This is a genomic window from Dictyobacter formicarum (assembly GCF_016587435.1).
On the sequence record NZ_BNJJ01000006.1, the window covers coordinates 73,670 to 96,320 of the forward strand.

18 protein-coding genes are annotated in these 22,651 nt (G+C 51.6%); 17 read left to right on the forward strand and 1 reads right to left on the reverse strand.

Translation table 11 applies throughout. The features are described 5' to 3' along the window. Positions 1-113 precede the first annotated feature (113 nt). The 10 genes from JMI88_RS11900 (at position 114) to JMI88_RS11945 (ending at position 13,495) form a co-directional block, all read left to right on the forward strand. Positions 114-2,357, forward strand: coding sequence for a sensor histidine kinase (locus JMI88_RS11900; protein WP_201362050.1), 2,244 nt, complete (start codon positions 114-116; stop codon positions 2,355-2,357). A gap of 516 nt (positions 2,358-2,873) precedes the next feature. Next, on the forward strand, positions 2,874-3,857 hold the full coding sequence (locus tag JMI88_RS11905; protein WP_201362051.1) for a universal stress protein: 984 nt from the start codon (positions 2,874-2,876) through the stop codon (positions 3,855-3,857). Positions 3,858-3,914: 57 nt separating this feature from the next. Further along, a complete protein-coding gene (locus JMI88_RS11910; RefSeq protein WP_201362052.1) occupies positions 3,915-4,901 on the forward strand; it encodes a universal stress protein in 987 nt (328 codons plus the stop codon). Positions 4,902-5,087: 186 nt separating this feature from the next. Beyond that, a complete protein-coding gene (locus tag JMI88_RS11915) occupies positions 5,088-7,127 on the forward strand; it encodes a heavy metal translocating P-type ATPase (RefSeq protein ID WP_201362053.1) in 2,040 nt (679 codons plus the stop codon). 207 nt (positions 7,128-7,334) lie between these two features. Next, positions 7,335-8,342: a universal stress protein gene (locus tag JMI88_RS11920; RefSeq protein ID WP_201362054.1), complete on the forward strand. Its 1,008-nt coding sequence runs from the start codon at positions 7,335-7,337 to the stop codon at positions 8,340-8,342. Between the two features lie 44 nt (positions 8,343-8,386). Beyond that, positions 8,387-10,201 carry a bifunctional aminoglycoside phosphotransferase/ATP-binding protein gene (locus tag JMI88_RS11925; protein ID WP_201362055.1) on the forward strand — a complete coding sequence of 605 codons (1,815 nt, stop codon included), beginning with the start codon at positions 8,387-8,389 and terminating at the stop codon, positions 10,199-10,201. Between the two features lie 38 nt (positions 10,202-10,239). After that, entirely contained in the window at positions 10,240-11,283 is a 1,044-nt protein-coding gene (locus JMI88_RS11930) for a universal stress protein (RefSeq protein WP_201362056.1), read from the forward strand. A 188-nt stretch (positions 11,284-11,471) separates the two neighbouring features. Continuing rightward, entirely contained in the window at positions 11,472-12,428 is a 957-nt protein-coding gene (locus tag JMI88_RS11935; RefSeq protein ID WP_201362057.1) for a universal stress protein, read from the forward strand. A 232-nt stretch (positions 12,429-12,660) separates the two neighbouring features. Further along, positions 12,661-12,894, forward strand: coding sequence for a hypothetical protein (locus JMI88_RS11940; protein ID WP_201362058.1), 234 nt, complete (start codon positions 12,661-12,663; stop codon positions 12,892-12,894). A 121-nt stretch (positions 12,895-13,015) separates the two neighbouring features. Continuing rightward, positions 13,016-13,495, forward strand: a complete 480-nt coding sequence (locus tag JMI88_RS11945; protein WP_201362059.1) for an aminoacyl-tRNA deacylase — start codon at positions 13,016-13,018, stop codon at positions 13,493-13,495. 141 nt (positions 13,496-13,636) lie between these two features. Here JMI88_RS11945 and JMI88_RS11950 read toward each other — a convergent pair whose 3' ends face one another. Continuing rightward, positions 13,637-14,773 (reverse strand): site-2 protease family protein, encoded by a 1,137-nt coding sequence (locus JMI88_RS11950; RefSeq protein ID WP_201362060.1) that lies wholly within the window; start codon positions 14,771-14,773, stop codon positions 13,637-13,639. 449 nt (positions 14,774-15,222) lie between these two features. On the opposite strand from JMI88_RS11950, the gene JMI88_RS11955 reads away from it, so the two are divergent. The 7 genes from JMI88_RS11955 to JMI88_RS11985 all read left to right on the forward strand — a co-directional run bounded on the left by JMI88_RS11955 (position 15,223) and on the right by JMI88_RS11985 (position 22,492). Then, complete coding sequence (locus JMI88_RS11955; protein WP_201362061.1) at positions 15,223-15,588, forward strand: TraR/DksA family transcriptional regulator; 366 nt, start codon at positions 15,223-15,225, stop codon at positions 15,586-15,588. Between the two features lie 286 nt (positions 15,589-15,874). Beyond that, positions 15,875-16,336: an Hsp20/alpha crystallin family protein gene (locus tag JMI88_RS11960; RefSeq protein ID WP_201362062.1), complete on the forward strand. Its 462-nt coding sequence runs from the start codon at positions 15,875-15,877 to the stop codon at positions 16,334-16,336. Positions 16,337-16,490: 154 nt separating this feature from the next. Next, on the forward strand, positions 16,491-17,456 hold the full coding sequence (locus JMI88_RS11965) for a universal stress protein (protein WP_201362063.1): 966 nt from the start codon (positions 16,491-16,493) through the stop codon (positions 17,454-17,456). A 287-nt stretch (positions 17,457-17,743) separates the two neighbouring features. After that, entirely contained in the window at positions 17,744-18,157 is a 414-nt protein-coding gene (locus JMI88_RS11970) for a nitroreductase family deazaflavin-dependent oxidoreductase (RefSeq protein ID WP_201362064.1), read from the forward strand. Positions 18,158-18,363: 206 nt separating this feature from the next. Further along, on the forward strand, positions 18,364-18,852 hold the full coding sequence (locus tag JMI88_RS11975) for a MarR family winged helix-turn-helix transcriptional regulator (protein ID WP_201362065.1): 489 nt from the start codon (positions 18,364-18,366) through the stop codon (positions 18,850-18,852). Beyond that, on the forward strand, positions 18,849-20,576 hold the full coding sequence (locus tag JMI88_RS11980; RefSeq protein WP_201362066.1) for an ABC transporter ATP-binding protein: 1,728 nt from the start codon (positions 18,849-18,851) through the stop codon (positions 20,574-20,576). Before JMI88_RS11975 ends, JMI88_RS11980 begins: the two co-directional genes overlap by 4 nt. Further along, entirely contained in the window at positions 20,573-22,492 is a 1,920-nt protein-coding gene (locus tag JMI88_RS11985; RefSeq protein ID WP_201362067.1) for an ABC transporter ATP-binding protein, read from the forward strand. The genes JMI88_RS11980 and JMI88_RS11985 overlap by 4 nt, the downstream gene beginning before the upstream one ends. Positions 22,493-22,651 lie beyond the last annotated feature (159 nt).

Consider the following 22,651-nt stretch of genomic DNA (forward strand, 5'->3'; position numbering starts at 1 on the left):
GGCTCTTGCCAGATTGTTATTTTGCTTCTATGATAATGGATAGTTCATGATAGTTCAAATAAGTTCACACTGCTTCAAATCAAAGAAAACCTATAAGGAAACTGGGGTGACCGGTGCATCCATACGAGACGCATACACCTCTCAGCGAACGCGAACGTTTTGCCGCTTTAAATCGAATCGGCGCAGCCTTGCTCAGTGAGCATAATGAGCAAAAATTGTTGCAGTTGATCGCGCAAACTGCCGCTGACGTAATTGGTGCTCATTTCTCTGCCTTCTCTTTGCGACCCACTGATGAACAAGGAGAACTACTAGGGCCTTCTGAAGGCCATCTTTTTCACCTGGCGGCCGTAGTGGGGGTAACCGAGGAGCAACAAGCATTATTCCAACGCTTGCCATTGGGCGGAGAAGGTCTGCTGGCGCCCATATTCCGTTATGGGGTCCCTGTGCGCGTCGGAGATGTGCTAAAACAATTAGCGGCAGGCTACGAATATACAGAGACACAAAAAAAAGCCGAAGCCCAACAATTAGCGTTGGCTTATGCTCACGGTTACCTATCATCTGAGGAGCTACGGGCTATCGGTATGCCGGAAGGTCATCCTCTGGTGCGTAGTTTTCTGGGAGTTCCGCTGTTAGATCATGCAGGAAATGTTCATGGAGGATTGTTACTGGGACACAGAGAACCGGACCGTTTTCAAGCCGAGGATGAAGAGTTACTGGTCGGCCTGGCCAATCAGGCGGCCATTGCCATTGAGAATGCGCGCCTCTATCAGGCTATCCATACACGAGCTCAGGAACTGGATGCGATCTTTCAGAGCATTCAGGATGGGGTGACACTGCTCGATCCACAACAGCGTATCGTGCGCGAAAATAAGCAGGCCTACCTGTTGCGCACCCGGCTAGAGCAATCTCCACAGGGACAACAATCGCTGGAGGAATTGCTGTATGCTCCCGCGCGCCACGCCCTGACCGGCTATGAAAAACAGGATATCTCCGTCACCATCATCAATGAGTGCGATGAAAAATTCGAGTATATCGTCAACGCATCCGCTTTATATCAGCAAGCACCCGCGACGCCGAATAATAACGCGGGCGCGACACCATCTATCAGTGGTGCCGTCATCGTCTGGCACGATGTCACTGAGGTACGCGCACTTTTGCGAGAAAAGCACGATTACGCCGAAATCGAAGCGCGCCGCTCGTTATTGCAGCGAATTCTGGACGAATTGCCAACCGGCGTTTACCTGGTACATGGCCACGATGCCCGCCTGGTCCTCGCCAACCAGACCGCCACCACCCTATGGGGCGCCACCTGGTTACAGGAACAGTCCATGCTAGATTTCTTGCAGCAGCATCACATCCAGATCTTTCGCAACGATGGGCGTATCCTGCCAGTGGAAGAGCTAGCCACTTTACGGGCGGTCCAACGCGGAGAAACTATCTATCAACGTCAGGAAATCATTCGCCATGCCGATGGATCTTCACAACCCGTACTCGTGAATGCGATTACATTGAACATCAAAACAGCTCCGCTCAGCCTGCCAATTGTCCAGCAAAATGAACATGATCCGGTCGCGATCGTGGTACATCAAGATGTCTCAGCCCTGAAAGAGGCTGAGAACCTGAAGGATGACTTTATTAGCATTGCGGCCCACGAACTACGCAATCCGCTAGCCGCGCTCCAGGGCTTCATCGAGCTGTTCCAGGCCCAGTTGGCGCGGCAACAAAAACAGCTCCTGACGCAGGAACAGCAGGAGTCGCTGCAACATATCGATCAAGCCACCCAACGACTGGTAACGCTCACCAACGATCTATTGGATGTCACGCGCCTGCAAGCGGGACGCCTGGAATTAGTGCAAGAAGTGACAGATCTGGTCTCACTGGTTAAACGCGTCACCCAGCGCTATCAAATCATAGCGCCCCGCCACCAGCTTATCGTCACCACACAGGTGCCATTTTTAATTGTCTCTATTGATGTCATGCGCACCGAACAGGTACTCACCAACCTGCTCAGTAACGCGATAAAATATAGTCCTTGTGGTGGGCAAATCCAGATCACGCTGGAAAAACAAAAAGCAAGCCACCAGGCGCTCTTAAAGATCAAAGATACGGGTATTGGCATCCCGGCTTACCAGCAAGCACAGATTTTTGGGCGCTTCACCCGCGCCGCGAACGCACAAGCTCATGGCATTTATGGTACGGGGCTGGGATTGTATCTCAGTCGAGAGCTGGTTGAGCGCCAGGGCGGCAACATCTGGTTTCAATCCCAGGAAGGGCAGGGCACCACCTTCTTCATTACTCTGCCATTGATCGCCTCGTCGATCGAGAACGATATCCTTGAGGAAAATACCGGGATATAGCTACTCTCTCAGTGACTATATCCCATCATTCTCGGCGTCGGTTTTTTCCTTTTTTAAAAAAACTGCTTCATATGCCCTGAAGCCTCTTTGGAAACAATAAAAGCAAAAAAAGAATTACTGTGCTGCCGATGCCCGCTGATTTAGTGCTTAGAATACGTCTGTCGCATCACCGGACGATCTCACCCGAGTAGTAGCTCATCACAATCCAATCACAAATCAGAGCAGAACCTGCTTGTTCTCGAACCGCTGACAAATTTATAGATGTGCAGCAGGAAGCAATTCCCGGCTATAACACTCGCTCTGATACTTCATGAATTGTGATCTCAATGAGAGACAAGACCTGAGCATGAGAGCATTTTGAGAGGTCATTGCACTATGGTAAACATAGAAATTCCGAGACATTCTTGATAGGAACGACGATGCCGAGTGTGGTAGTTTCGTGCCACAACGAATAGCATACATGTGAATCCGGGGAGAACTTCAATGCACCTGCATGACAGCAGAGGAGCAAGTATTATGTTTAAACGCATCCTTCTTCCGCTCGACGGCTCGCATAATGCCGAACGCGCAATTCCGATCGCCCTGCGACTGGCACGTGCCTACTCAGGTACCATTACTTTGCTGCGTGTGGTTAATCCAAACTGGCCTTCCCCAACGCAAACCAGCTTTGCGCAGGAACTGCCGGCCCATGCCAGATTTGAGGCGGAACACTATCTGGTCAATTTGGCGAAAAAAGACGAATTCCAGGGCATACAGACAGAAATCCAGGTGCCCATGGGCAATGAAACAGCGACGATCCTGGTAAATGCGAGACCGCAGAAAACAGATATTATCCTGCTCAATTCCCATGGGTACACCGGCATTTCACGCTGGATGATGGGAAGCGTAGCCGAAAAAGTAACCAGGTATGCTGAAGTGCCGGTCCTGCTATTGCGTACTCAGAGCGCCCTGCCACTCGGCCCTCATCCAGATCCAACGCAGCCGCTGCGCATACTTGTGCCGCTCGATGGCTCAAACTATGCCGCCGCCGCGCTTGAGCCTGCGGCCGAACTCGTTTATGCGCTGGCAGCGTCCACGAAGAACGCTATACACCTGGTGCAGACTATCGACAATACCAACGCACTACCTACCGCCAGGAACTACCTCCAGGCCATAGCGACTAGAATCAAGCAAGGCGAGGTAGCTCCTTTTATCGCGCGCCAGCAGATTCCTGTTACCTGGTCGGTCGCTGTCAGCAAAGACGCCGCCGACGCGATTATTCGCGTGGCGGAGAATGGCGAGGACGCGGAAAACAGTGGCGTCTTCGGAGCCTGCGACATGGTCGCCATGTCAACCCATGGCATGAGCGGATATCCCCTCTGGTCACTGGGCAGCACCACCGAGCGCGTACGCATTGGGACACGCTTGCCAATGTTGATTGTTCGCCCCGCGGCCATAGTTGAACAGGAAATGCATTATCGCTATGCAGAACCAGAGGCAGCCGTCAGCGAAACCCCATAACTGCCTGCAGCGAGGTCGTTAAAGCGGACAAGATGGTTATGCAAAGGAGAATACGCCTTGTTTAAACACATTCTGGTGCCACTGGATGGTTCACAGCGGTCGGAGCAAGCTCTTGCACTGGCGGCGCACATCGCGCGTGCCAACCACAGCAGCATTCACCTGCTACGCAGCATAGAACTCATGAGCATTTATAGTATGCAAACCATCGGCATGATGGAGCGCGTTCAGCGACTTGAGGAGCAAGGAGCAAAAAATTACCTGGATCGTATAAAACGTTCAGTATTATTGGAGCAAATTCCTACCATGACAAGTGTTTATGTTGGCGATGCATCATCGGCCATCCTCGAAGCCGTGGCCCGGCACAATATTGACCTTGTGGTTCTATGTAGCCATGGGTATACAGGTCTTAAACATTGGGTACTGGGCAGCGTGGCACAGAAAATTGCTCGCGCCTGCCCCGTACCCGTCCTGATCCAAAGAACAGAGCAACCACTGCCCTTCGCAATGGACGCTGAAGGACAACCAATCTTTCGCGTCTGTATTGCCCTCGACGGTTCAGAACAGGCTGAAGCCGTCATTGATCCGGCGATGGCGATCGCAACCGCCTGTGCATCAGGACATCGCGCGGAGATCCACCTGCTCCGTATCATCGAACCAGTAAATCAATCTGATGAAGATGCCTTCGAAGAAATCTATCATCTCAATCTCCAGGAACTCATTCGCCAGCAGGCACAGGAATATCTGCAGGGTGTAGTGAAGCGCCTGGAGCCAACGGCAAAGGCCTATGAGAATATCGAAATCATCGGCAACCTGAAAAGTGGCGCCGATATTGCGCAGGAGATCATCCAGTACGCAGAAAACGGAGGCACCAGCCAGTATCCTACCTGCCAGCTATTAGCGATGACCACTCATGGTCGCAATAACATCGATCGCTGGATATTCGGGAGTATCGCCGAACGAGTGCTCAATCGGACCAAACTTCCGTTGCTCATCATGCGACCTCCGCAGCAAGCCGCGCCCGGCAGAGCACAACAAGTCATGTAGAAATTCATTCACCAACTCGTAGGTGCGCCCCCCATGGGCGCTTTTACCTTACCTACCCGAAAAAGAAAGGTATGCACCGGGTGAAATCGCTCCCTCTCACCTCTTTTGGTACGTTTTTGAGCGAGAAGTGAGGAAGCTCCCGCAAGGGGCGCACCTACGATTTGGTTGGCACATAGAGGTGAAGTTGTGACCAACCACAAAGGAGAACGCACACAGGTAACAGCATCCGACATAGCACAAAGCTCCATCTCATCATTAGAGCCACCACCGTCTGTAAAGAGCGAACAGGCATCCTGGTATGCACGGTGCTGGTCTCATGTAAAGCGCTATCCAATTCCGGCAGTCGCCCTCTTCCTGTTGTTCGTTAGCCTGCTCTTCTGGTTAGCACGACGTAGCGATCTGGCCAACTGGACCCTGCTGGGCATTATTATCTGGGGCGGCATCCCTTTGCTGTGGGAAACGATCAGTCGGCTCTGGCACAGAGAGTTCAGCATAGATGTGATCGCGGCCATCGCTATCATTGGTTCACTTTTACTACATGAATACCTGGCGGGCGCCATTATAGTTCTGATGCTATCGGGAGGTGAGGCGCTGGAGGCCTTTGCGCTACGGCGCGCCCGCAGCTCGCTTTCGGCACTGGCCGAACGGGCGCCACGTACCACCCATATCTGGCAGGATAACCAGTTGAAAGATGTCACAGTAGAGACGATCGAACCAGGCATGACAGTGGTTATTAAGCCGGGAGAACTGGTGCCGGTCGATGGCATCATCGTGCAGGGCACATCAAACGTCAGCCAGGCCGATATAACCGGCGAGCCCATGCCGGTCCGTAAACAACCAGGCATGGGTCTGCTGTCTGGCAGCATCAACCTGGACGGCATCCTGGAAGTACGGGCCAGCAAACCCAGTACGGAAAGTAAATATGCTCAGATTGTCAGGCTGGTGTCTGAGGCACAGGAGCAAAAGGCGCCGATTCATCGCCTGGCCGACCGCTACAGCATTGTCTTTACACTGCTCACGCTCATACTCGCCAGTGCAGCCTGGATCACGTCTGGCAATCAGGTATACGCGCTGGCTGTCCTGGTGGTTGCCACACCCTGCCCCCTGATCCTGGCCACGCCGATCGCCATTATGTCAGGTATCAACATCGCGGCGCGCAATGGCATTATCGTCAAGAGCGGCTCAGCCATTGAGCAACTGGGGGAAGTCAAGATGGCGGTATTCGATAAAACCGGTACGCTAACACTGGGCATGCCAAAGGTCTCCACAATCCTTCTGGACCCCGACGATCAGCAGGGAAACCCGTATACGGAAGCAGAGATTCTGGCCTATACGGCCTCGGTTGAACAACTCTCGACCCATATCCTGGCTACTGCCGTCGTTACCGCGAGCCAGGAACGGCATATTCCCCTGTACACAACCAGCAACTTTGAGGAAACTTTTGGCAAGGGAGTTTGCGCCACCGTCATCAGCAACGCGCCTGCGGGAGAAATACCACAAACAGATAGCAAACAGCAGATCTCGGTCGCCGTGGGCAATCGTACATTTATGCGCATGATGAATATTCCACTACCAACATATTTTCTAGAGGAGAGAGAGCGCAGACGGGCACTGGGCCAGATTTGCAGCTTCGTCGCGATCAATGGGCAGATCAAGGCGCTCATCGTGATGGAAGATGTGCCTCGTCCGGAGATCCACCAGCTCTGTCCCGCGCTCAAACACGAAGGCATTGAACAGACCATCCTGCTGACTGGCGATAGCGAAACGGTGGCCCAACAGATCGGACAGCTGGCCAGCATAGATCGCGTCATCTCACAGTGCCTACCCGAAGACAAAGTACGTGTGGTGCAGGATTTAGAGAACAAAGGGCACAAAGCCTTGATGGTCGGTGATGGCATCAATGATGCTCCAGCCCTGGCAACGGCAACCGTAGGGATGGCACTGGGAACGCAGGGACTCACCGCGGCCGCCAGTGCCGCCGATACTGTCTTGCTCTCAACCAACATCCTGCGCGTAGATACCGCAGTTTTCCTGGGCCGTCGTGTCATGCGCATCGCCAGGCAAGGTATCTGGATCGGCATGGGCTTGAGTGGCCTGGCCATGATCTTCGCCGCATTGGGCTATATTCCACCCGCCGCCGGAGCAATCCTGCAGGAAGGGATTGATGTACTCGTAATCTTCAACGCGCTGCGTGTCAACGCCATTCGTATGCGAAAAAACAATTAAGTATTGCCGTGCGGGGAGGTTGGAAACTACCGCAAGGGACGCACCTACGAAGCTTTACACAGGAAGCAGGCATTGTGATGGTTTTGAGAGGTCAGCCAATCTACAGTGACATGTTCGAGATATCAAAGTTTTACTGTTTCTGTAGAAGCAAATAGCCATAAATATCCGGGAACAGCTCTTCCCTGATCTGACAGAAGGAGAAGCGCGATGTTTCAAAAAATCTTAGTGCCGTTGGACGGATCAGAACGTGCAAAGATGGCACTGCCCGTTGCGGCACGCATAGCCAGATCCACGGGAGCATCCCTGCTCCTGGTACACGTTGTCTATCCGCCCATTGAATATACTCGCTATCCACATGTACTGGCGACTCCCATGGAGCTCGATACCCAGTTTGCCGAAGCGGAGACTGAGCTGGCCCGTAGCAATTTACGCCAGATTGCTATGTCTGATCTCCTGGCTGGCATCGAGATCGAAATACAGACCATCATCTCAACTAATGTTGCTCAAACGATTCTTGAGCTGGGCACAAAGGCCCAGGTGGATCTGATCATCCTCTGTAGCCATGGCTATACAGGCCTGAAGCGCTGGGCCCTGGGTAGCGTGGCATATAAGCTGACACGTAGCAGTCCCATTCCGCTCCTGGTGCTGCATGAAAACCAGGAAAGTCGCACTCGCATCTATACAACACGGCCACAGCCATTGCATGTGATGGTCGCGCTGGATGGCTCCTTGCTTTCTGAAGCTGCCCTGGAGCCAGCCATACAGCTGGGCGTTGCCCTGTCTGTACCCGAGTCAACCACACTCCACCTGGTTGAGGTACTCCCATTTCCAGCCAGACGTGGTCATATTACGCCAACCCATCACGCCATCGAAGAGGCGCAAAAACGCATCATAGCCGATACACAGCTTTACCTGGAAGAGGTAAAAAAGAAGCTCATGAGCAGCAGCCTGGCCTACCATAATCTGCAGATCACAACCTCCGTGCTGATCCATGAGGATGTCGCAGGGACCCTGATGGAGGTAGCAAAAAACCCGGCCACGCAGGCCGCAAGCATACCCGATACGGATCACATCGACATGATTGCTATGACAACTCATGGGCGCAGTGGACTGGAACATTGGGCACTTGGCAGTATCACCGAGCGGGTCCTTGATACAACCAGCCAGCCACTACTGATCGTGCATGCCAATGTCGAACAGCCCGCACCAGGCTAAACGGAGATAGGTAGGTATACGTACAAAAATGGAAGGAAAATGTTATGCCGATCCATCGTTCCACTAACAAGATTGCTGAGCAAGAGTCGGAGCATGCGTTTGCACATATGCTCCATGCGCTCCTCAAGCGGCAGGCCTTTCCTTTTGTTTATGAGACGGGAGAAGATCCATACCTGATTCAGACGCACGCTTCGGCGGTCATTATCACACCTGACTATGTGTATAAGCTGAAAAAACCACGTGATTTTGGCTTCTTTGACTACTCAACCATTGACCAGCGCCGCCACTTTTGCCAGCTAGAAGTACAACTGAATAGCGCGCTGGCACCCGGCGTCTACCTGGGTGTAGCCCCGGCCATTGAGAAGCCAAATGGGACGCTCTGCTTTGGAGACACGTATCCTCCCGCCAGCGAGCCCACCCCTGGCCATCTCCCCAATGCATCAGGAACGATTATTGACTACGCGGTTGTCATGCGTCGTCTGCCCGAAAGCGCCACGCTGCATGCGTTATTGGAGGCGGGCAAGGTCACACCCGAGCTGATGGGGGAGATAGCCCATGTGGTAGCACAATTTCATAGCCACACGCCAACCAATGACTACATTTCGAAAGCTGGCAGTATCCAGGTAATTCGTGAGAACTGGGGCGAGAATTTCCGGCAGATGCGTCCATATTGCGGGCGCACCATTTCACGCAAGACCTATACGGCCCTGCAGCATTATATCTATCAATGCTTAAAACATGACAAAGAACTGTTTCGACAGCGCTTCATGCATGATTATATCCGGGATTGTCACGGCGATCTGCGACTCCAACACATCTATGTGCTACCCGAGGAATACCAGGCCACGCTACCACGCATCATATTGCTGGACCGTATCGAGTTCAACGAGCGCATCCGCTATGGCGATGTAGCCAGTGAGGTCGCATTCCTGTACATGGAACTAGATTTTGCCTGGCGTCCCGACCTGGCACATATCTTCCTGACACGCTATATAGCGGAGACCGGAGATGCATCACTGATCAAGCTGCTCCCATTCTATGCCTGCTATCGGGCCTGCGTACGCGGCAAGGTCATCTCGTTCCTGCTGGACGATTCAGAGGTTGGTCCAGAGCAGCGTACAAAAGCGCAACTGGAAGCCAGCGAGCTATTCAAGCAGGCGCTACGCTATACCAGGTGTTCATCCCAGCCACACCTGATCATCGTTGGTGGCGTCATGGGAAGTGGTAAAAGCACTATCGCCCGGCAACTTCAGGATGAATACGCCTATGCGCTACTCTCAACCGATAGCATCCGTAAACAGCTGACCCATCTGCCGCCAGACCAACCACAGGCGGAACAGTTTGGCGCCGGCATTTATGATCCTTCCTGGACCAGGCAGACATACGCGGCACTGAACGAGCGGGCGCAGGCCTATCTTCAGCAGGGCTACTCGGTGATTGTGGATGGTACCTACTCGCGTCGCGCCGATCGCCAGGAGATCGCGCAAGCAGCGGTTCAGCACGGAGCCAGCGTTATTTTCATTGAATGTATCTGTCCACGCGAGGTCACGTTACAACGCCTTGACCAGCGCTGGCGCAGCCGCATCGCTGGCGAGCCAGCCTTAGCAGGCGCGACCAACGCCTCCGATGGGCGCCCCGAGCTCTACGATACGCAGGTGGCACACTGGGAAGCGTTCGATTCCGGGCAGGAGCCCATGATCAGACATATTGCCTTATCTACCACCGGCTCCCAGCAAACCAACATGGAAGCACTACAGCACAGACTTCATCCCCTGCTGACAAATATGCCCGAGGGGAAAAACAGCACCTTAAAGGCGGAATATCTTAACAACGTATCACAGTCATCCTTGCATATATAAGTCCTAAACATTCTTTGTTGGTAGGAGAGGAGAGAAAAATGAATGCTCAAACCAGTATGCTCCACTTCAACAAAATTCTCGTCCCGCTGGATGGCTCACCGCTAGCGGAGGAAGCAATCGCACTGGCGGCACAGATCGCACACGGCAGCAAAGCTGAGTTGCTGCTGCTGCGCGTTGTTCCTCCATCCAGTTGCGTTCCACTCTATCCAGTCACACCGATGGATCTCACAGAGCCCATGGAGGAAACCGCCTTTACAAACGCGCGTACCTACATGGAGGAGGTGATCCCGCGCGCGCATATCGATACGCTCAAAGTGCAAACAGATGTTTTGCTGGGAGGGGCGGCCAATACAATCGTCGATTATGCCCTGCAGCAAGGCGTGGGCCTGATCGTGATGCGCAGCCATGGAGAAACCGGCCTTACCCGCTGGATCATGGGCAGTACAGCGCAACAACTAGTGCGCAACAGTCCGGTTCCGGTACTCGTGATGAACAGACCACAGAATCAGCCGCTGCGCTTCCAGCACACGCCACGGGTCCTGATCGCCCTTGACGGCTCTCCCCTGGCAGAAGAAGCGATTGCCCCAGCCGCACTACTGAGCTCGGCCCTGGCACATCCTGGCAATGGTGCCATCCATCTGACACGGGTCGTTCAGCACCTGAAGCCGCATGGACGTCAAACGAAGGAACAGATAGTGCACATCAACAAAGAATATCGAGCGGAGGCCGAAGATTACCTTAAACGCATCAAACAACGCATAGATGCAGGATTCCTGATGCCGCTCAAGCTGGCGATTACGACTTCGGTGGTGACCTATACGGATATCGAGGATATTACCAGGCGTATCATCGAAGAAAGCTTATGTATTGGAGACGCGCCGGGATTTACAGGTTGCGACATCATCGCCATGAGCACGCATGGACGTCACGGTTTCCAGCATCTGCTGCTGGGTAGTTTTACGGAAGAAGTGTTTGATGCCGCCCAGAGGCCTCTCCTGGTCGTCCATGCCTCAAGAACAAAAGAGATTCGACAAGCCGAGGACACAGCACAACGGCAAACAAGCGATGTGCCAATCATATAACAAACACAATGACTACCAACCAGCCTCAACGTATGGCGTCTCAACCGCCATGCCAATCATTTCTTGTTTAGCGCACAGGAAATGATTGGCATAGCATACAAGAAATGATAGAACAAGGCATATACTGCTGCTCTATCGTGGTGGATAAACCAGGGAACCCACTGCAAAAATGTGAAAAGAGAAAGGCGATGTTCAAGCACATTCTTGTTCCTCTGGATGGGTCAGCGCGGGCAGAGCAAGCCTTGCCAGTGGCCGCTCGTATTGCACGTGCAAATCACAGCACGCTGGTATTGATTGAATCTATCGATCCTATCGATGAGATGGGATTGTCAACCCTTCCTCGCGAACATTTGCTCCTGGATATAGAGAAATTGTATCTGCATAACATTGCACGCAGTCCAGAATTAGCAGGCATAGAGATTATCACGCTGGCCCGTATCGGTATACCTGCTGAACAAATTCTGCTGGCAATTAATACCCACCCAATAGATCTGATTGTAATATGTAGTCATGGCCGGACCGGCTTGAAACGCTGGGCGATGGGTAGCGTCGCCCAGAAAATCTCGCGCTACAGTCGGGCGCCGGTACTCGTGCTGCAAGAAGATGACCAGCTGCGACAACAGCTGCGTGCGCCTCATCCTTCAACTGTACGCATCATGGTCGCCCTGGACGGCTCTGAGCTGGCCGAAACGGCCATCGTGCCGGCAGCACATCTCAGCATGGCGCTCTCCGCGCCAGTTACGGGAGCGATCCAATTAACCTATGTCATACACCTGCCATCATCATTTGAATATGGACAAGAAGATAGTGTCTCCAGAGCACTCAGGAAAGAAACACCTCCAGCGCAGGCCTATTTACAAACAGTCGAGCGACAGGTGAGGGAGGGCGTGTTCGGCCCGCTCCACCTGGACATCAGCACCGTCCTGGCGCACGATCTAGATGTGGCCGGTAAGTTACTCAAAATAGCTGAATGCAGTGAAGAGCCAGCCAGCCACGATCGCTGTCAGCTGATCGCCTTAACAACGCATGGGCACAGAGGTCTACAACGCTGGATCACAGGTAGTGTCACCGAACGCATCCTATCCAGGACGGAAATATCTTTACTGGTTGTCAGGCCACCACAACATAAGCAGCCGAGCATATAAAACTATGCGCTGGCTCAACCATCCTCAACGATGCGCCCGCCTGGTAGCTGTGCACAGCCAGGAGAATGGCATCCCATCCATTCTTTTGTGATGGTTTTGAGACATGCTCGCACATCACGAGATATCAGTGAGAGATATGCGGGCTATGTTTCTAACCAGGAAAGTTGATAGCAGACGAAAAGAGAACCTGGACAACAGGAAGCTTTTGAACATCCAGAAGGAGAAAGTTATCATGAAGCCGGAAGAGATCACATCCACATGTAACGAATACTATGATCTGATTAGCGTCCTCTACCATATGCTTGAAGGAGCCTGGAAATATGATAATTTCCGTAAGGATGCGGAGAGAGCCGGTGATCAGCAGCTGGCACAATTCTTCCACGAAGCACAGCTAGAGGAATGCAAAAGAGCGGCACGGGCCAAGGAACTATTGCGAGAACGCATTGGCATAGCGGTTCCCCATTAGTGTACCCTCATCAAAAACCAGGAAAACGCTGTATACCGAGCCGCAGCGCTTTTCTGGTCAATAACGCCGCACAGGCGTGAGTAGTTGTGCCATCAAAAACAGCTCCCGAGGAGGTTTAGCAATGCAGTGCAAAGAAAAAATGGAAACGTATCTCCACGAAAATCAGGTTCCATTTCAGGAGCAGCGGCACGCGCGTACGTTTAGCGCCCTGACAATAGCGGAGTGCGAACACATATCTAGCAAGAAAACAGCCAAAACAGTCATCATACAGATTGATGGAAAGATGATGTGCTTTGTCTTACCAGCTGCATACTACGTTGATCTGGATAAAGTACGCGCCATCATGGGCACTAAAGATGTACGGCTGGCCCACGAAGATGAGTTTGAGCTATCCTTTCCCGACTGTGAGTTAGGCACCATGCCTCCCTTTGGCAATCTCTATGGCATACCGGTCTATGTAGACACAAGCCTGACGGCCGAAGATTCCATGACGTTCCCAGTTGGCACCTATACAGATACCATGAGCATCCAGTATGCCGATTTTGATCGTCTGGTACATCCACACGTCGCCATATTCGCCCGGTCTCACGTAGATATGTAGGTGCGCCTTTGCGGGCGCTTGCTCGCTTCTCACTCGAAACCGCTCCCCAATTGTTTTTCGGGAGCGGTTTGATTCGATGCATAACGTTATTATCGTTTGTTTTTCGTGCGGGAAGAGCAAAATTGCCCGCAAGGGGCGAACCTACGGGGCACTTGCCTGGTCCAGGCCCAGACTGCGCCTGATCTCCACAAATCGCATAATGTTCTCTCGGCTGATGGATCCTAACAGATGGCCTTCCGACACTACCGGTAGCTGGTTCAGGTTCCGACCCACCATCAGTGTCAGCACATCGTTGAGATTTTGTGTCGCGTTAACCGTGTGCAGACGAGTCAATGGCACCATCACAAAGCCGACCGGCGTTTGCGCCCATTGTTCACGTGGAACATGGCGGATATCGCTGAGCGCAATCAAACCAGCTAGCAGGTCTCCTTGCAGCACAAAAGCGCTGCGCCAACCATAAGGCAACAAAAAGTCATCCACCAGTTTTTGCAAGGAAATGTTGGCAGGCACAGTAGCAGGATTATGATTCATGACATCATTCACGTGAACACCTTTGAACATACCTTCCAGCATGCTCCGCGCATTGGCCGCGGTCGCCCCGCTCAGCAAGAACCAGCCAATAAAACCAATCCATAAACCGTCCAGAACGAAACCACGGAAGAAAATCCAGAGACCCATAAAGATAAAGAAGTACGCAATAAATTGCCCTACGCCGGTAGCAACACGCGTGGCGGATCGTACATTGCCACGTATCTTCCAGATAATCGAGTGCAACACCCGACCGCCATCCAGCGGAAAACCCGGAATAAGATTAAAGACGCCCAGTAAAAAATTGGCAATTGCCAGATACTCAAAGGTAGCGCTCAGGGGAGAACCGTTGTGACCAATAGCCAGCACCAGCAACCAGGCCAGGCCACTCAACCCCAGGCTCGTCAGAGGCCCTACCAGCGCCATCTGAAACTCGATACCTGGTGCCGGCGGCTCCTGTTCAATGTTAGAAACACCACCGAAGATAAACAGAGTAATGCTTTTCACCTGCAAGCCACGTGCACGCGCCACCAGGGCATGTGCCAGTTCGTGCAAGAAAACCGAGAGAAAAAGCAACAACGTTGCCAGTACACTGACACTCCAATAGGCCGTAACAGACCAGCCAGGATAGCGCACAGCAAACCATCCTGTCGCCAGAGACCAGCTCAGAAGTACCGCGATAATCAGCCAGCTTACATGAAAAGCAATGTCGATGCCAGCAATTTTTCCAATACGCAAAGAACCTGGCATAATAGAGCGCTCCCTTCTCTTTACAGGAGGGAGCGCTCAAGCACTCCCTCGCCGAAGAATCTTTCTACCTCTAGCTCATCCCTGCGCATTCCATCTATATACTCATAAAAAAAATACCTCTTGTCTCTCTCATTTTTTTCTCAAATAGCCAATCACCCTCTCAGAGAGATCACAGAAGTTACGGAGCACGCGCAGCTAGTTAGAAATGAAAGATATACAAAGAGGATTTATTATCCCTATGACCGCCATGCCGCCAGACTTTGTGATGTATTTGAGATAAACACAGGCCGCCTGGTGATACATTTGTGCCGACATAAGACTATATGTAAGGAATAGCAACGCATCCCACTGTTTCAATGCATATCTTTGTGTTGCGCTGAAACAGTCATTCACGTCTCAATATCAGCCCGAGACAACGTCCATATCGAAGTGGATGAGGAGGATAAAATATGCTGTCAAGCGATATAAAAGCCAGACATGCATTCCTGGAAAATAAGCTGCAGGATTTGCAAAAACGGATCGAAGAATTGCGCGCCAAAGCACATATCGAATTTGCAGAAGAAGATATTGAAGAAGCAGCAGCCCGTGTTGCGGATACAGAGCTTGACGAAGCTATGCTCGATGAAGATTTGAAATTGTTGCAAAATATTAAAAGCGCGCTCAAGCGCATCGACGAAGGCACATATGGGCTCTGCCGAGTCTGTGGACAACCTATTCCGGCCAGGCGTCTGGAAGTGCTACCCTGGGCAGAACTGTGCATAAAAGACCAACAAGAAAGCGAAAAGTTACAGTATAATCAGGTTGCTCTTAATTGATACGCGCTCAGATCGAGAAAACAGGACAAGCGGATGTGCTTACTTTTGTGATCTATCTGTGACCCCGATGCACTCCTTGTGACGCGAATGAAATATTCCGGTACTACATTGGAAACAAGTAAAGGAATACAGACGGCCTAAACAGCTCAGCTGTGTACTACTTTACCGCTACAACCGAGTTACTAATCCGCAACAGAACATAACGTTTCGTATCACAGTCCAACGGATAAAGACGTTCACTAGCTGCTTCATTGATAACTGTTGAAGGTAGAAAAGGAGCTATACGATGTTAGCACCCCGTGATCCATTAGAAGCCCTGATGCCACTTCGTGAGGCGATGAGCCGTTTGTTTGAGGAAAGCTTTGTCACGCCACGCTTTGAGATGCTTACCATGAGGACGATTCCGCTAGATGTTTATGAAACAGATGACAAAAAGCAATACGTGATCGAGGCTTCTATTGCCGGTTTCAAACCTGAAGAGATTGAGGTCACGGCCGAAGATAATGTTATTAGCATTCACGCGAGCAAGAAAGAACAAAAAGAGCCAAAAGAAAAAGAGAGCTATATCAGGCGAGAACGCCATGTCAGCGAAGTAGAGCGCACAGTCGCATTGCCAACCCACATCAATCCAGACAAGATTCAGGCCTCTTATGAACATGGGGTACTGACGCTAAAGGTTCCTAAGATGGAGGAAGCCAAACCCAAACATGTACCAATCAAGGTAAAAGAGACCACAGTAGCGCAGTAAAATATACACAATCGCGCACGCTAGTCTGATGCAGCGACTGGAAAAAGCGCTAGCTTTTTCCAGTCGTGAGTAGCATAGCAATCATAGGGCTACCCAACCACTAATTTCTGGCAGGGAGGTAAGGAACATACACGTTCCGAAAGCGAGGCTCCCCATGTTTAAGCGTATTCTTGTTCCGCTGGATGGATCAGTTCGTGCTGAACAAGCATTGCCACTCGCTACCCATATTGCCCGCACATATAATAGCATCATTGTGTTGACCAGGATTGTCGATATCTTCGAAACGGTTGGCGCCTCTTCAATACAGGCAGCGGCATTGGCCAATGAGATCCGAGAGATTCAAGAAAAAGAAGCACAAGAGTACCTACAGCGCATACGTGGTGCCAGAGAACTGGAGCAGCCAGGCACGGTCATTGAAATCCATACAGGCGATGTCGCGACCACGCTATTGGAAATGATTGCCCGAGGGTCTATTGACCTGGTAGTTATGTCAAGTCACGGTTACACAGGCTATAAACAATGGGTGCTGGGTAGTGTGGCGCAAAAGATGGTGCACGATAGTCCCGCCCCGATACTGATACAGCGCGAAAGCTATGCATTCCCCTGCGGAACAGGCAGCGACAACATCAGGCTCTGTGTTGCACTCGATGGTTCAGAATTGGCGGAAACCATTATTCGACCCACGCTCTATCTTGCGGCTGCCTGCGCAGACGTGGGGAAGCGGGAAGTACACCTGCTACGCGTCGTTAAAGCCATTGATGCAGACCGGGTGGAGATATTCCGCAAGATCCATAAGCTCGATATTCAGCAGTTCCTCTACAACGAGGCCACCAGTTACCTGAAAGAGATCAGTGAGCGCTTGAACGAAGGGGCTGCGGCACAATTGGGTGTGCATGTCACCTGGTCGGTTAGTATGGGAAGCGATATTGCCCAGACCATCATACGCGAGGTTGAAGGGGAAATACCTGTACAACACATGCCATTCCCATATGCCTTGCTCGCTCTGGCAACCCATGGCAGAAGCGGCATAGCTCGCTGGGCAGCAGGTAACGTGGCGGAACGCATCTTCAACAACACCAAGTTGCCCCTGCTGGTCGTCCATCCACCCAAAAAACAATAAAGTAGCATAGCAAAGCTTTCGAGCGATAAAACACCGAACCTCTCTTAATCAGGAGGTTCGGTGTTTTGTCGTTTGGCAGGAATATAACGATATACCGCTAACGTTATTATAAACGGATTCCAATGCTGTAAGCAGCGGACCATATTTCTTAACGCATGAAACGCGTTCAGATCCGCTTAAAGCTGGTGGTTGATTACTACCAGAAAAAACCAACAACATGGGTAATCCCGATAAAATACAACTACCTGACTGTAGCACATTCAGTGCTACAGCATATAAGGAGAGTTATGGCAAATACGAATAACTGGAATAGTCAAGTTATCAACGAGTTCCGCACCAATAGTGGTAAAGTAGGTGGTCCATTCGAGAATGCAACCTTGCTGCTGCTGACCTCCACAGGCGCAAAAAGCGGCCAGCCACGCACAACACCCCTGGTCTACCTGCCTGACGGCGAGCGCATGATTATCTTCGCTTCCAAAGCTGGCGCCCCGACCAATCCCGATTGGTATCACAACCTGAAGGCTAATCCAGAGGCAACCGTCGAGGTTGGCACAGAGACATTCAAAGTAAAAGCCATCGAGGTCGCTGGCGAGGAGCGCGATCGCCTGTACAATACTCAGGCCCGTCTGGCACCTAACTTCGCCGAATACCAGCAAAAAACTACCCGTCTGATCCCCGTAGTCGCCTTAGAGCGTATTTAGCGGTAAATCTCAAAAAAAAGAAGGTGCGATGCAGAAGATGTGCCATGGCACATCTTCTGCATCGCACCTTCTTTTTTAATACAATCTTCAAAGTTAGAAAAATCAAAAAAAAGATGATTGACAGAACATAATGGGCCGGATATAATTAGGTTACCAAATTAATTAGCAGCAAAATTATTTGTAAACCCACCTAAAGGAGGGCGCAAATGCCCATACAGGATGAGGCGAAGGCACAGAGGCTTTTGCGCGCCTTTATGCAATTTGATAAAGCAGAATGGCATCAAAGCTATATCGAAGGATGCAAGCCCAGTGAAATAAAGTTGCTGTTATGTATTAAAAGACACGTGAAACTGACGTCTCATAAGATGAAGGTATCAGAGATCAGTAAGATACTCCATGTTACATCTCCGACTGTAACCCAGCTGCTCAAAGGCCTGGAGGCCTATGGGTTAATTGAGAGAGAAATTGATCCGTTAGATAGGCGTGCTGTAGGCATTACGCTGACAGACAAGGGTGAGTTGGTGGCAACCAGGGCCGCAGAGGCTTTTTTTGCGTCCATTAATGGCTTGATTGACTACCTGGGCGAAGAGCAAAGCGACCAGCTCGCAGAACTTTTAACGAAAGTATATATATACTTCAACGAACGAGAAGCTGATAGGCGGGCTGCCTGTCGGCACGGAGACAAGGAAGCATGATCAAATTATTCAGGTTTTTAAAGCCGTATCGATGGTATGTGGCGATAATTCTGGTCCTGGTCTTTTTACAATCCCTTTCCGACCTCTATCTGCCCACATTGATGGCGGATATCGTGGATACAGGAATTGTCAAGGGAGATACCAATTATATCTTGCGTGTTGGTAGTTTTATGCTGTTGATCGCGATCGGTGGAGCACTGTGTACAGTCGTATCCAGCTACTTCTCAGCTAAGACCGCGATCGGCTTTGGTCAGATCGTACGCGCAAAAATCTTCAATCGCGTGGAGCAATTCTCGCTACACGAGTTTGATAAGGTTGGCACCGCATCCTTAATTACGCGCACCACCAATGACACCACTCAGGTCCAACAGGTGTTGATTATCATGCTGCGTATGATGATCAGCGCGCCAATGATGTGTATCGGTGGCATCATCATGGCATTGGCCCAGGATGTGCAGCTATCGTGGGTGTTTGTGGCTTCTATACCTATTATCATTATCGCGATCCTGATCATCACCGGTCGAGCCATTCCGCTCTTCAAAATCATGCAGATCAAGATCGACAAGCTCAACCTGGTGCTGGATGAGGGTCTAACCGGCGTGCGCGTGATCCGTTCGTTCGATCGCACTGAACATGAGATACGGCGCTTTGACATCGCCAACCTGGATCTCACCGATACCGCGATTAAAGTTAACCGCACCATCGCGGCCCTGATGCCAATTATGATGCTGCTCTTGAACTTCACCACGATCGCCATTTTCTGGTTCGGCAGTATTCGCATCAACAATGGAGACATGCAGGTAGGCTCGCTAATCGCCTTCCTCCAATATGCGATGCAGATTATGTTCTCACTGATCATGGTTTCGATGATGTTCGTGATGTTGCCGCGCGCTTCGGCTTCAGCGGAACGCATCAATGAAGTGCTGGAAATCGAGCCCGAGATCGTGGACGCTCCCAACACCAAACTGGCGCAGGGCAAGCGTGGCTACGTCGAATTCCGTCATGTCACCTTCAGCTATCCTGGTGCCGAACAACCGGCGGTATGTGATCTCTCCTTCCAGGCCAATCCGGGTGAGGTGACTGCGATCATCGGTGGCACTGGCGCCGGCAAATCCACGCTGGTCGGCCTGATGCCCCGCTTCTACGATATCGACGAAGGTAGCATCCTGATTGATGGCATGGATATACGCGAGATGTCACAGGAGCACCTGCGCTCTAAAATTGGTTTTGTGCCGCAAAAGGCCGTACTCTTCTCTGGCACCATCAAAGACAATATTCGCTATGGCAAAGAGAATGCGACAGATGATGAAATCGAGCATGCCGCGCGCATCGCGCAGGCGACCGAATTCATCTCCGGCATGAAAGATGGCTTTGATTCGGTCATCGCCCAGGGTGGCACCAATGTTTCTGGTGGTCAGAAGCAGCGCCTCTCGATTGCGCGCGCCCTGGTCAGAAAGCCCGAGATCTATATCTTTGACGATAGCTTCTCGGCCCTCGACTTTAAAACTGATGCCAGGTTGCGTGCGGCACTCAAGGATGAGACCCGTACCTCAACTGTGTTCATTGTGGCTCAGCGTGTGAGCACCGTGATGGACGCCGATCGCATTATCGTATTGGATGAGGGGAAAATTGTCGGCATTGGCAATCATCGCGAACTCATGAATACCAGCACGGTATATCGTGAAATCGTATCCTCGCAGCTCTCGATGGAGGAAATCGCATGAGCGAAACACGCAGACGGCCTCAACCACAGGGGGGTATGGGCATGGGACCTGGTGGTCGACCCGGCATGGGCATAGGTATGCCCGTCGAGAAGGCCAAAGATTTTAAGGGGACCCTCAAACGACTGACCGGCTATTTGATGCCGCATAAATTTCTGCTGGCAGCAGTCTTTGTAGCTGCCATTATCAGTACGGTATTTAATATCGTCAGTCCAAAAATTCTGGGACAGGCAACCACCAAGTTGTTCGAAGGTCTGATCGCCAAGTACCGGGGAGTACCGGGTGCTGGGGTCGATTTCGGCGCCATCGAGCAGATTCTGATAACGCTGGCGATTCTCTATATCATCAGCTCAGTCTTCAACTATATCCAGCAATATATCATGGCCAGCGTGGCGCAGAAGACAGTGTACGATCTGCGTAAACAGGTTGACGAAAAACTGTCTCGCCTGCCCCTGAAATTCTTTGACTCCCGCACGCATGGCGAAATCCTGAGCCGGGCCGTCAATGATATGGATAATATCAGTAGCACCTTGCAGCAAAGCCTGACGCAGTTGATCACCTCGCTGGTAACCATTATCGGTGTCATCGTGATGATGCTGACGATCAGCCCGTTGCTCACCCTGGTAACCCTGATCACGATTCCTCTCAGCCTGGTCGTAACCATCGGTGTGGCCAAGCGCTCTCAGAAACACTTTGTGGGGCAGCAGCGCGCATTGGGCGAGTTGAATGGTCACGTAGAAGAAATGTATACCGGCCACAAGATCGTGAAGGCCTTCGGTTTCGAGCGGCGCTCGATCGGCGAATTTGACACCTTAAATAAGAAGCTCTATGAATCCGGATGGCGAGCACAATTCATTTCCGGTACTATCATGCCTTTGATGATGTTTATCGGCAACCTGGGATATGTGTTTGTCAGCGTCATCGGTGGCCTGCTGGTCACTCAGAAGGCCATCCAGCTCGGCGATATTCAGGCTTTTATTCAGTATTCGCGCCAGTTCTCGATGCCGATCACGCAGCTGGCCAATATCGCCAACATCATTCAATCGACCATCGCTTCGGCCGAGCGCGTCTTTGAATTGCTGGATGAGCAAGAAGAGGTACCCGAGGCAGTCGAGGCCAAAGTTATCGCCGAGCCTGAGGGTGCGGTGGCCTTCGATCATGTCCAGTTCGGCTACAAAGCTGATGTGCCTTTGATTGAAGACATGAACATTGATGTCAAACCCGGTCAAACGATCGCCATTGTCGGCCCGACCGGCGCGGGCAAAACGACACTGGTCAATCTGCTGATGCGCTTCTATGAGCTCAACGGTGGCCGTATCCTGGTTGATGGTATTGACATCACCGAAATACGACGCGGCAACCTGCGCAGCATGTTTGGTATGGTGCTACAGGATACCTGGCTCTTCAACGGCACGATCCGCGATAATATCGCCTATGGTCGTGAGGGCGCAACGGAACAGGAAATCATTCAGGCCGCCAAGGCGGCGCACGCGGACCACTTTATCCGCACGCTCCCTGACAGCTACAATACCATCTTGAATGAAGAGGCAACCAATATCTCGCAGGGTCAGAAACAATTGCTGACCATCGCCCGTGCGATCCTGGCCAATCCTTCCATCTTGATCCTGGACGAGGCTACCAGTAGCGTCGATACCAGAACCGAGATCTATATCCAGAAAGCCATGAGCGAACTGATGCAAGGCCGCACCAGCTTTGTGATCGCCCACCGGCTCTCAACCATTCGGGATGCCGACCTGATCCTGGTGATGAACCACGGCAGCATCATCGAACAGGGCACGCACGAAGAACTGCTGGCCAGTAAGGGCTTCTATGCCGACCTGTATAACAGTCAGTTCACCGGTGGCACACCAGATACCGTCGCCCAACAACATGAGGAGGCTTCTCAAGCCGCCAGATAAAAAAAAGAACCGGGCATGCATCCTTTGTGCATGCCCGGTTCTTTTTTTTATCTGGCGGCATATCTGAACGCCGTCGGTTCGCGCCTGCAGCCCCTGACGAGAGCGCCCTGGCGCTCTCAGATATTTTATGTGTTGTTGCAACTTTTTGCGCTTTGCGCA

Coding starts and splice junctions, on each gene's coding strand:
- JMI88_RS11940 (WP_201362058.1), top strand. CDS start 12,661: ATGAAGCCGGAAGAGATCACATCCACATGTAACGAATACTATGATCTG.
- JMI88_RS11955 (WP_201362061.1), top strand. CDS start 15,223: ATGCTGTCAAGCGATATAAAAGCCAGACATGCATTCCTGGAAAATAAG.
- JMI88_RS11985 (WP_201362067.1), top strand. CDS start 20,573: ATGAGCGAAACACGCAGACGGCCTCAACCACAGGGGGGTATGGGCATG.
- JMI88_RS11965 (WP_201362063.1), top strand. CDS start 16,491: ATGTTTAAGCGTATTCTTGTTCCGCTGGATGGATCAGTTCGTGCTGAA.
- JMI88_RS11945 (WP_201362059.1), top strand. CDS start 13,016: ATGCAGTGCAAAGAAAAAATGGAAACGTATCTCCACGAAAATCAGGTT.
- JMI88_RS11905 (WP_201362051.1), top strand. CDS start 2,874: ATGTTTAAACGCATCCTTCTTCCGCTCGACGGCTCGCATAATGCCGAA.
- JMI88_RS11980 (WP_201362066.1), top strand. CDS start 18,849: ATGATCAAATTATTCAGGTTTTTAAAGCCGTATCGATGGTATGTGGCG.
- JMI88_RS11960 (WP_201362062.1), top strand. CDS start 15,875: ATGTTAGCACCCCGTGATCCATTAGAAGCCCTGATGCCACTTCGTGAG.
- JMI88_RS11935 (WP_201362057.1), top strand. CDS start 11,472: ATGTTCAAGCACATTCTTGTTCCTCTGGATGGGTCAGCGCGGGCAGAG.
- JMI88_RS11930 (WP_201362056.1), top strand. CDS start 10,240: ATGAATGCTCAAACCAGTATGCTCCACTTCAACAAAATTCTCGTCCCG.
- JMI88_RS11925 (WP_201362055.1), top strand. CDS start 8,387: ATGCCGATCCATCGTTCCACTAACAAGATTGCTGAGCAAGAGTCGGAG.
- JMI88_RS11920 (WP_201362054.1), top strand. CDS start 7,335: ATGTTTCAAAAAATCTTAGTGCCGTTGGACGGATCAGAACGTGCAAAG.
- JMI88_RS11975 (WP_201362065.1), top strand. CDS start 18,364: ATGCCCATACAGGATGAGGCGAAGGCACAGAGGCTTTTGCGCGCCTTT.
- JMI88_RS11970 (WP_201362064.1), top strand. CDS start 17,744: ATGGCAAATACGAATAACTGGAATAGTCAAGTTATCAACGAGTTCCGC.
- JMI88_RS11950 (WP_201362060.1), bottom strand. CDS start 14,773: ATGCCAGGTTCTTTGCGTATTGGAAAAATTGCTGGCATCGACATTGCT.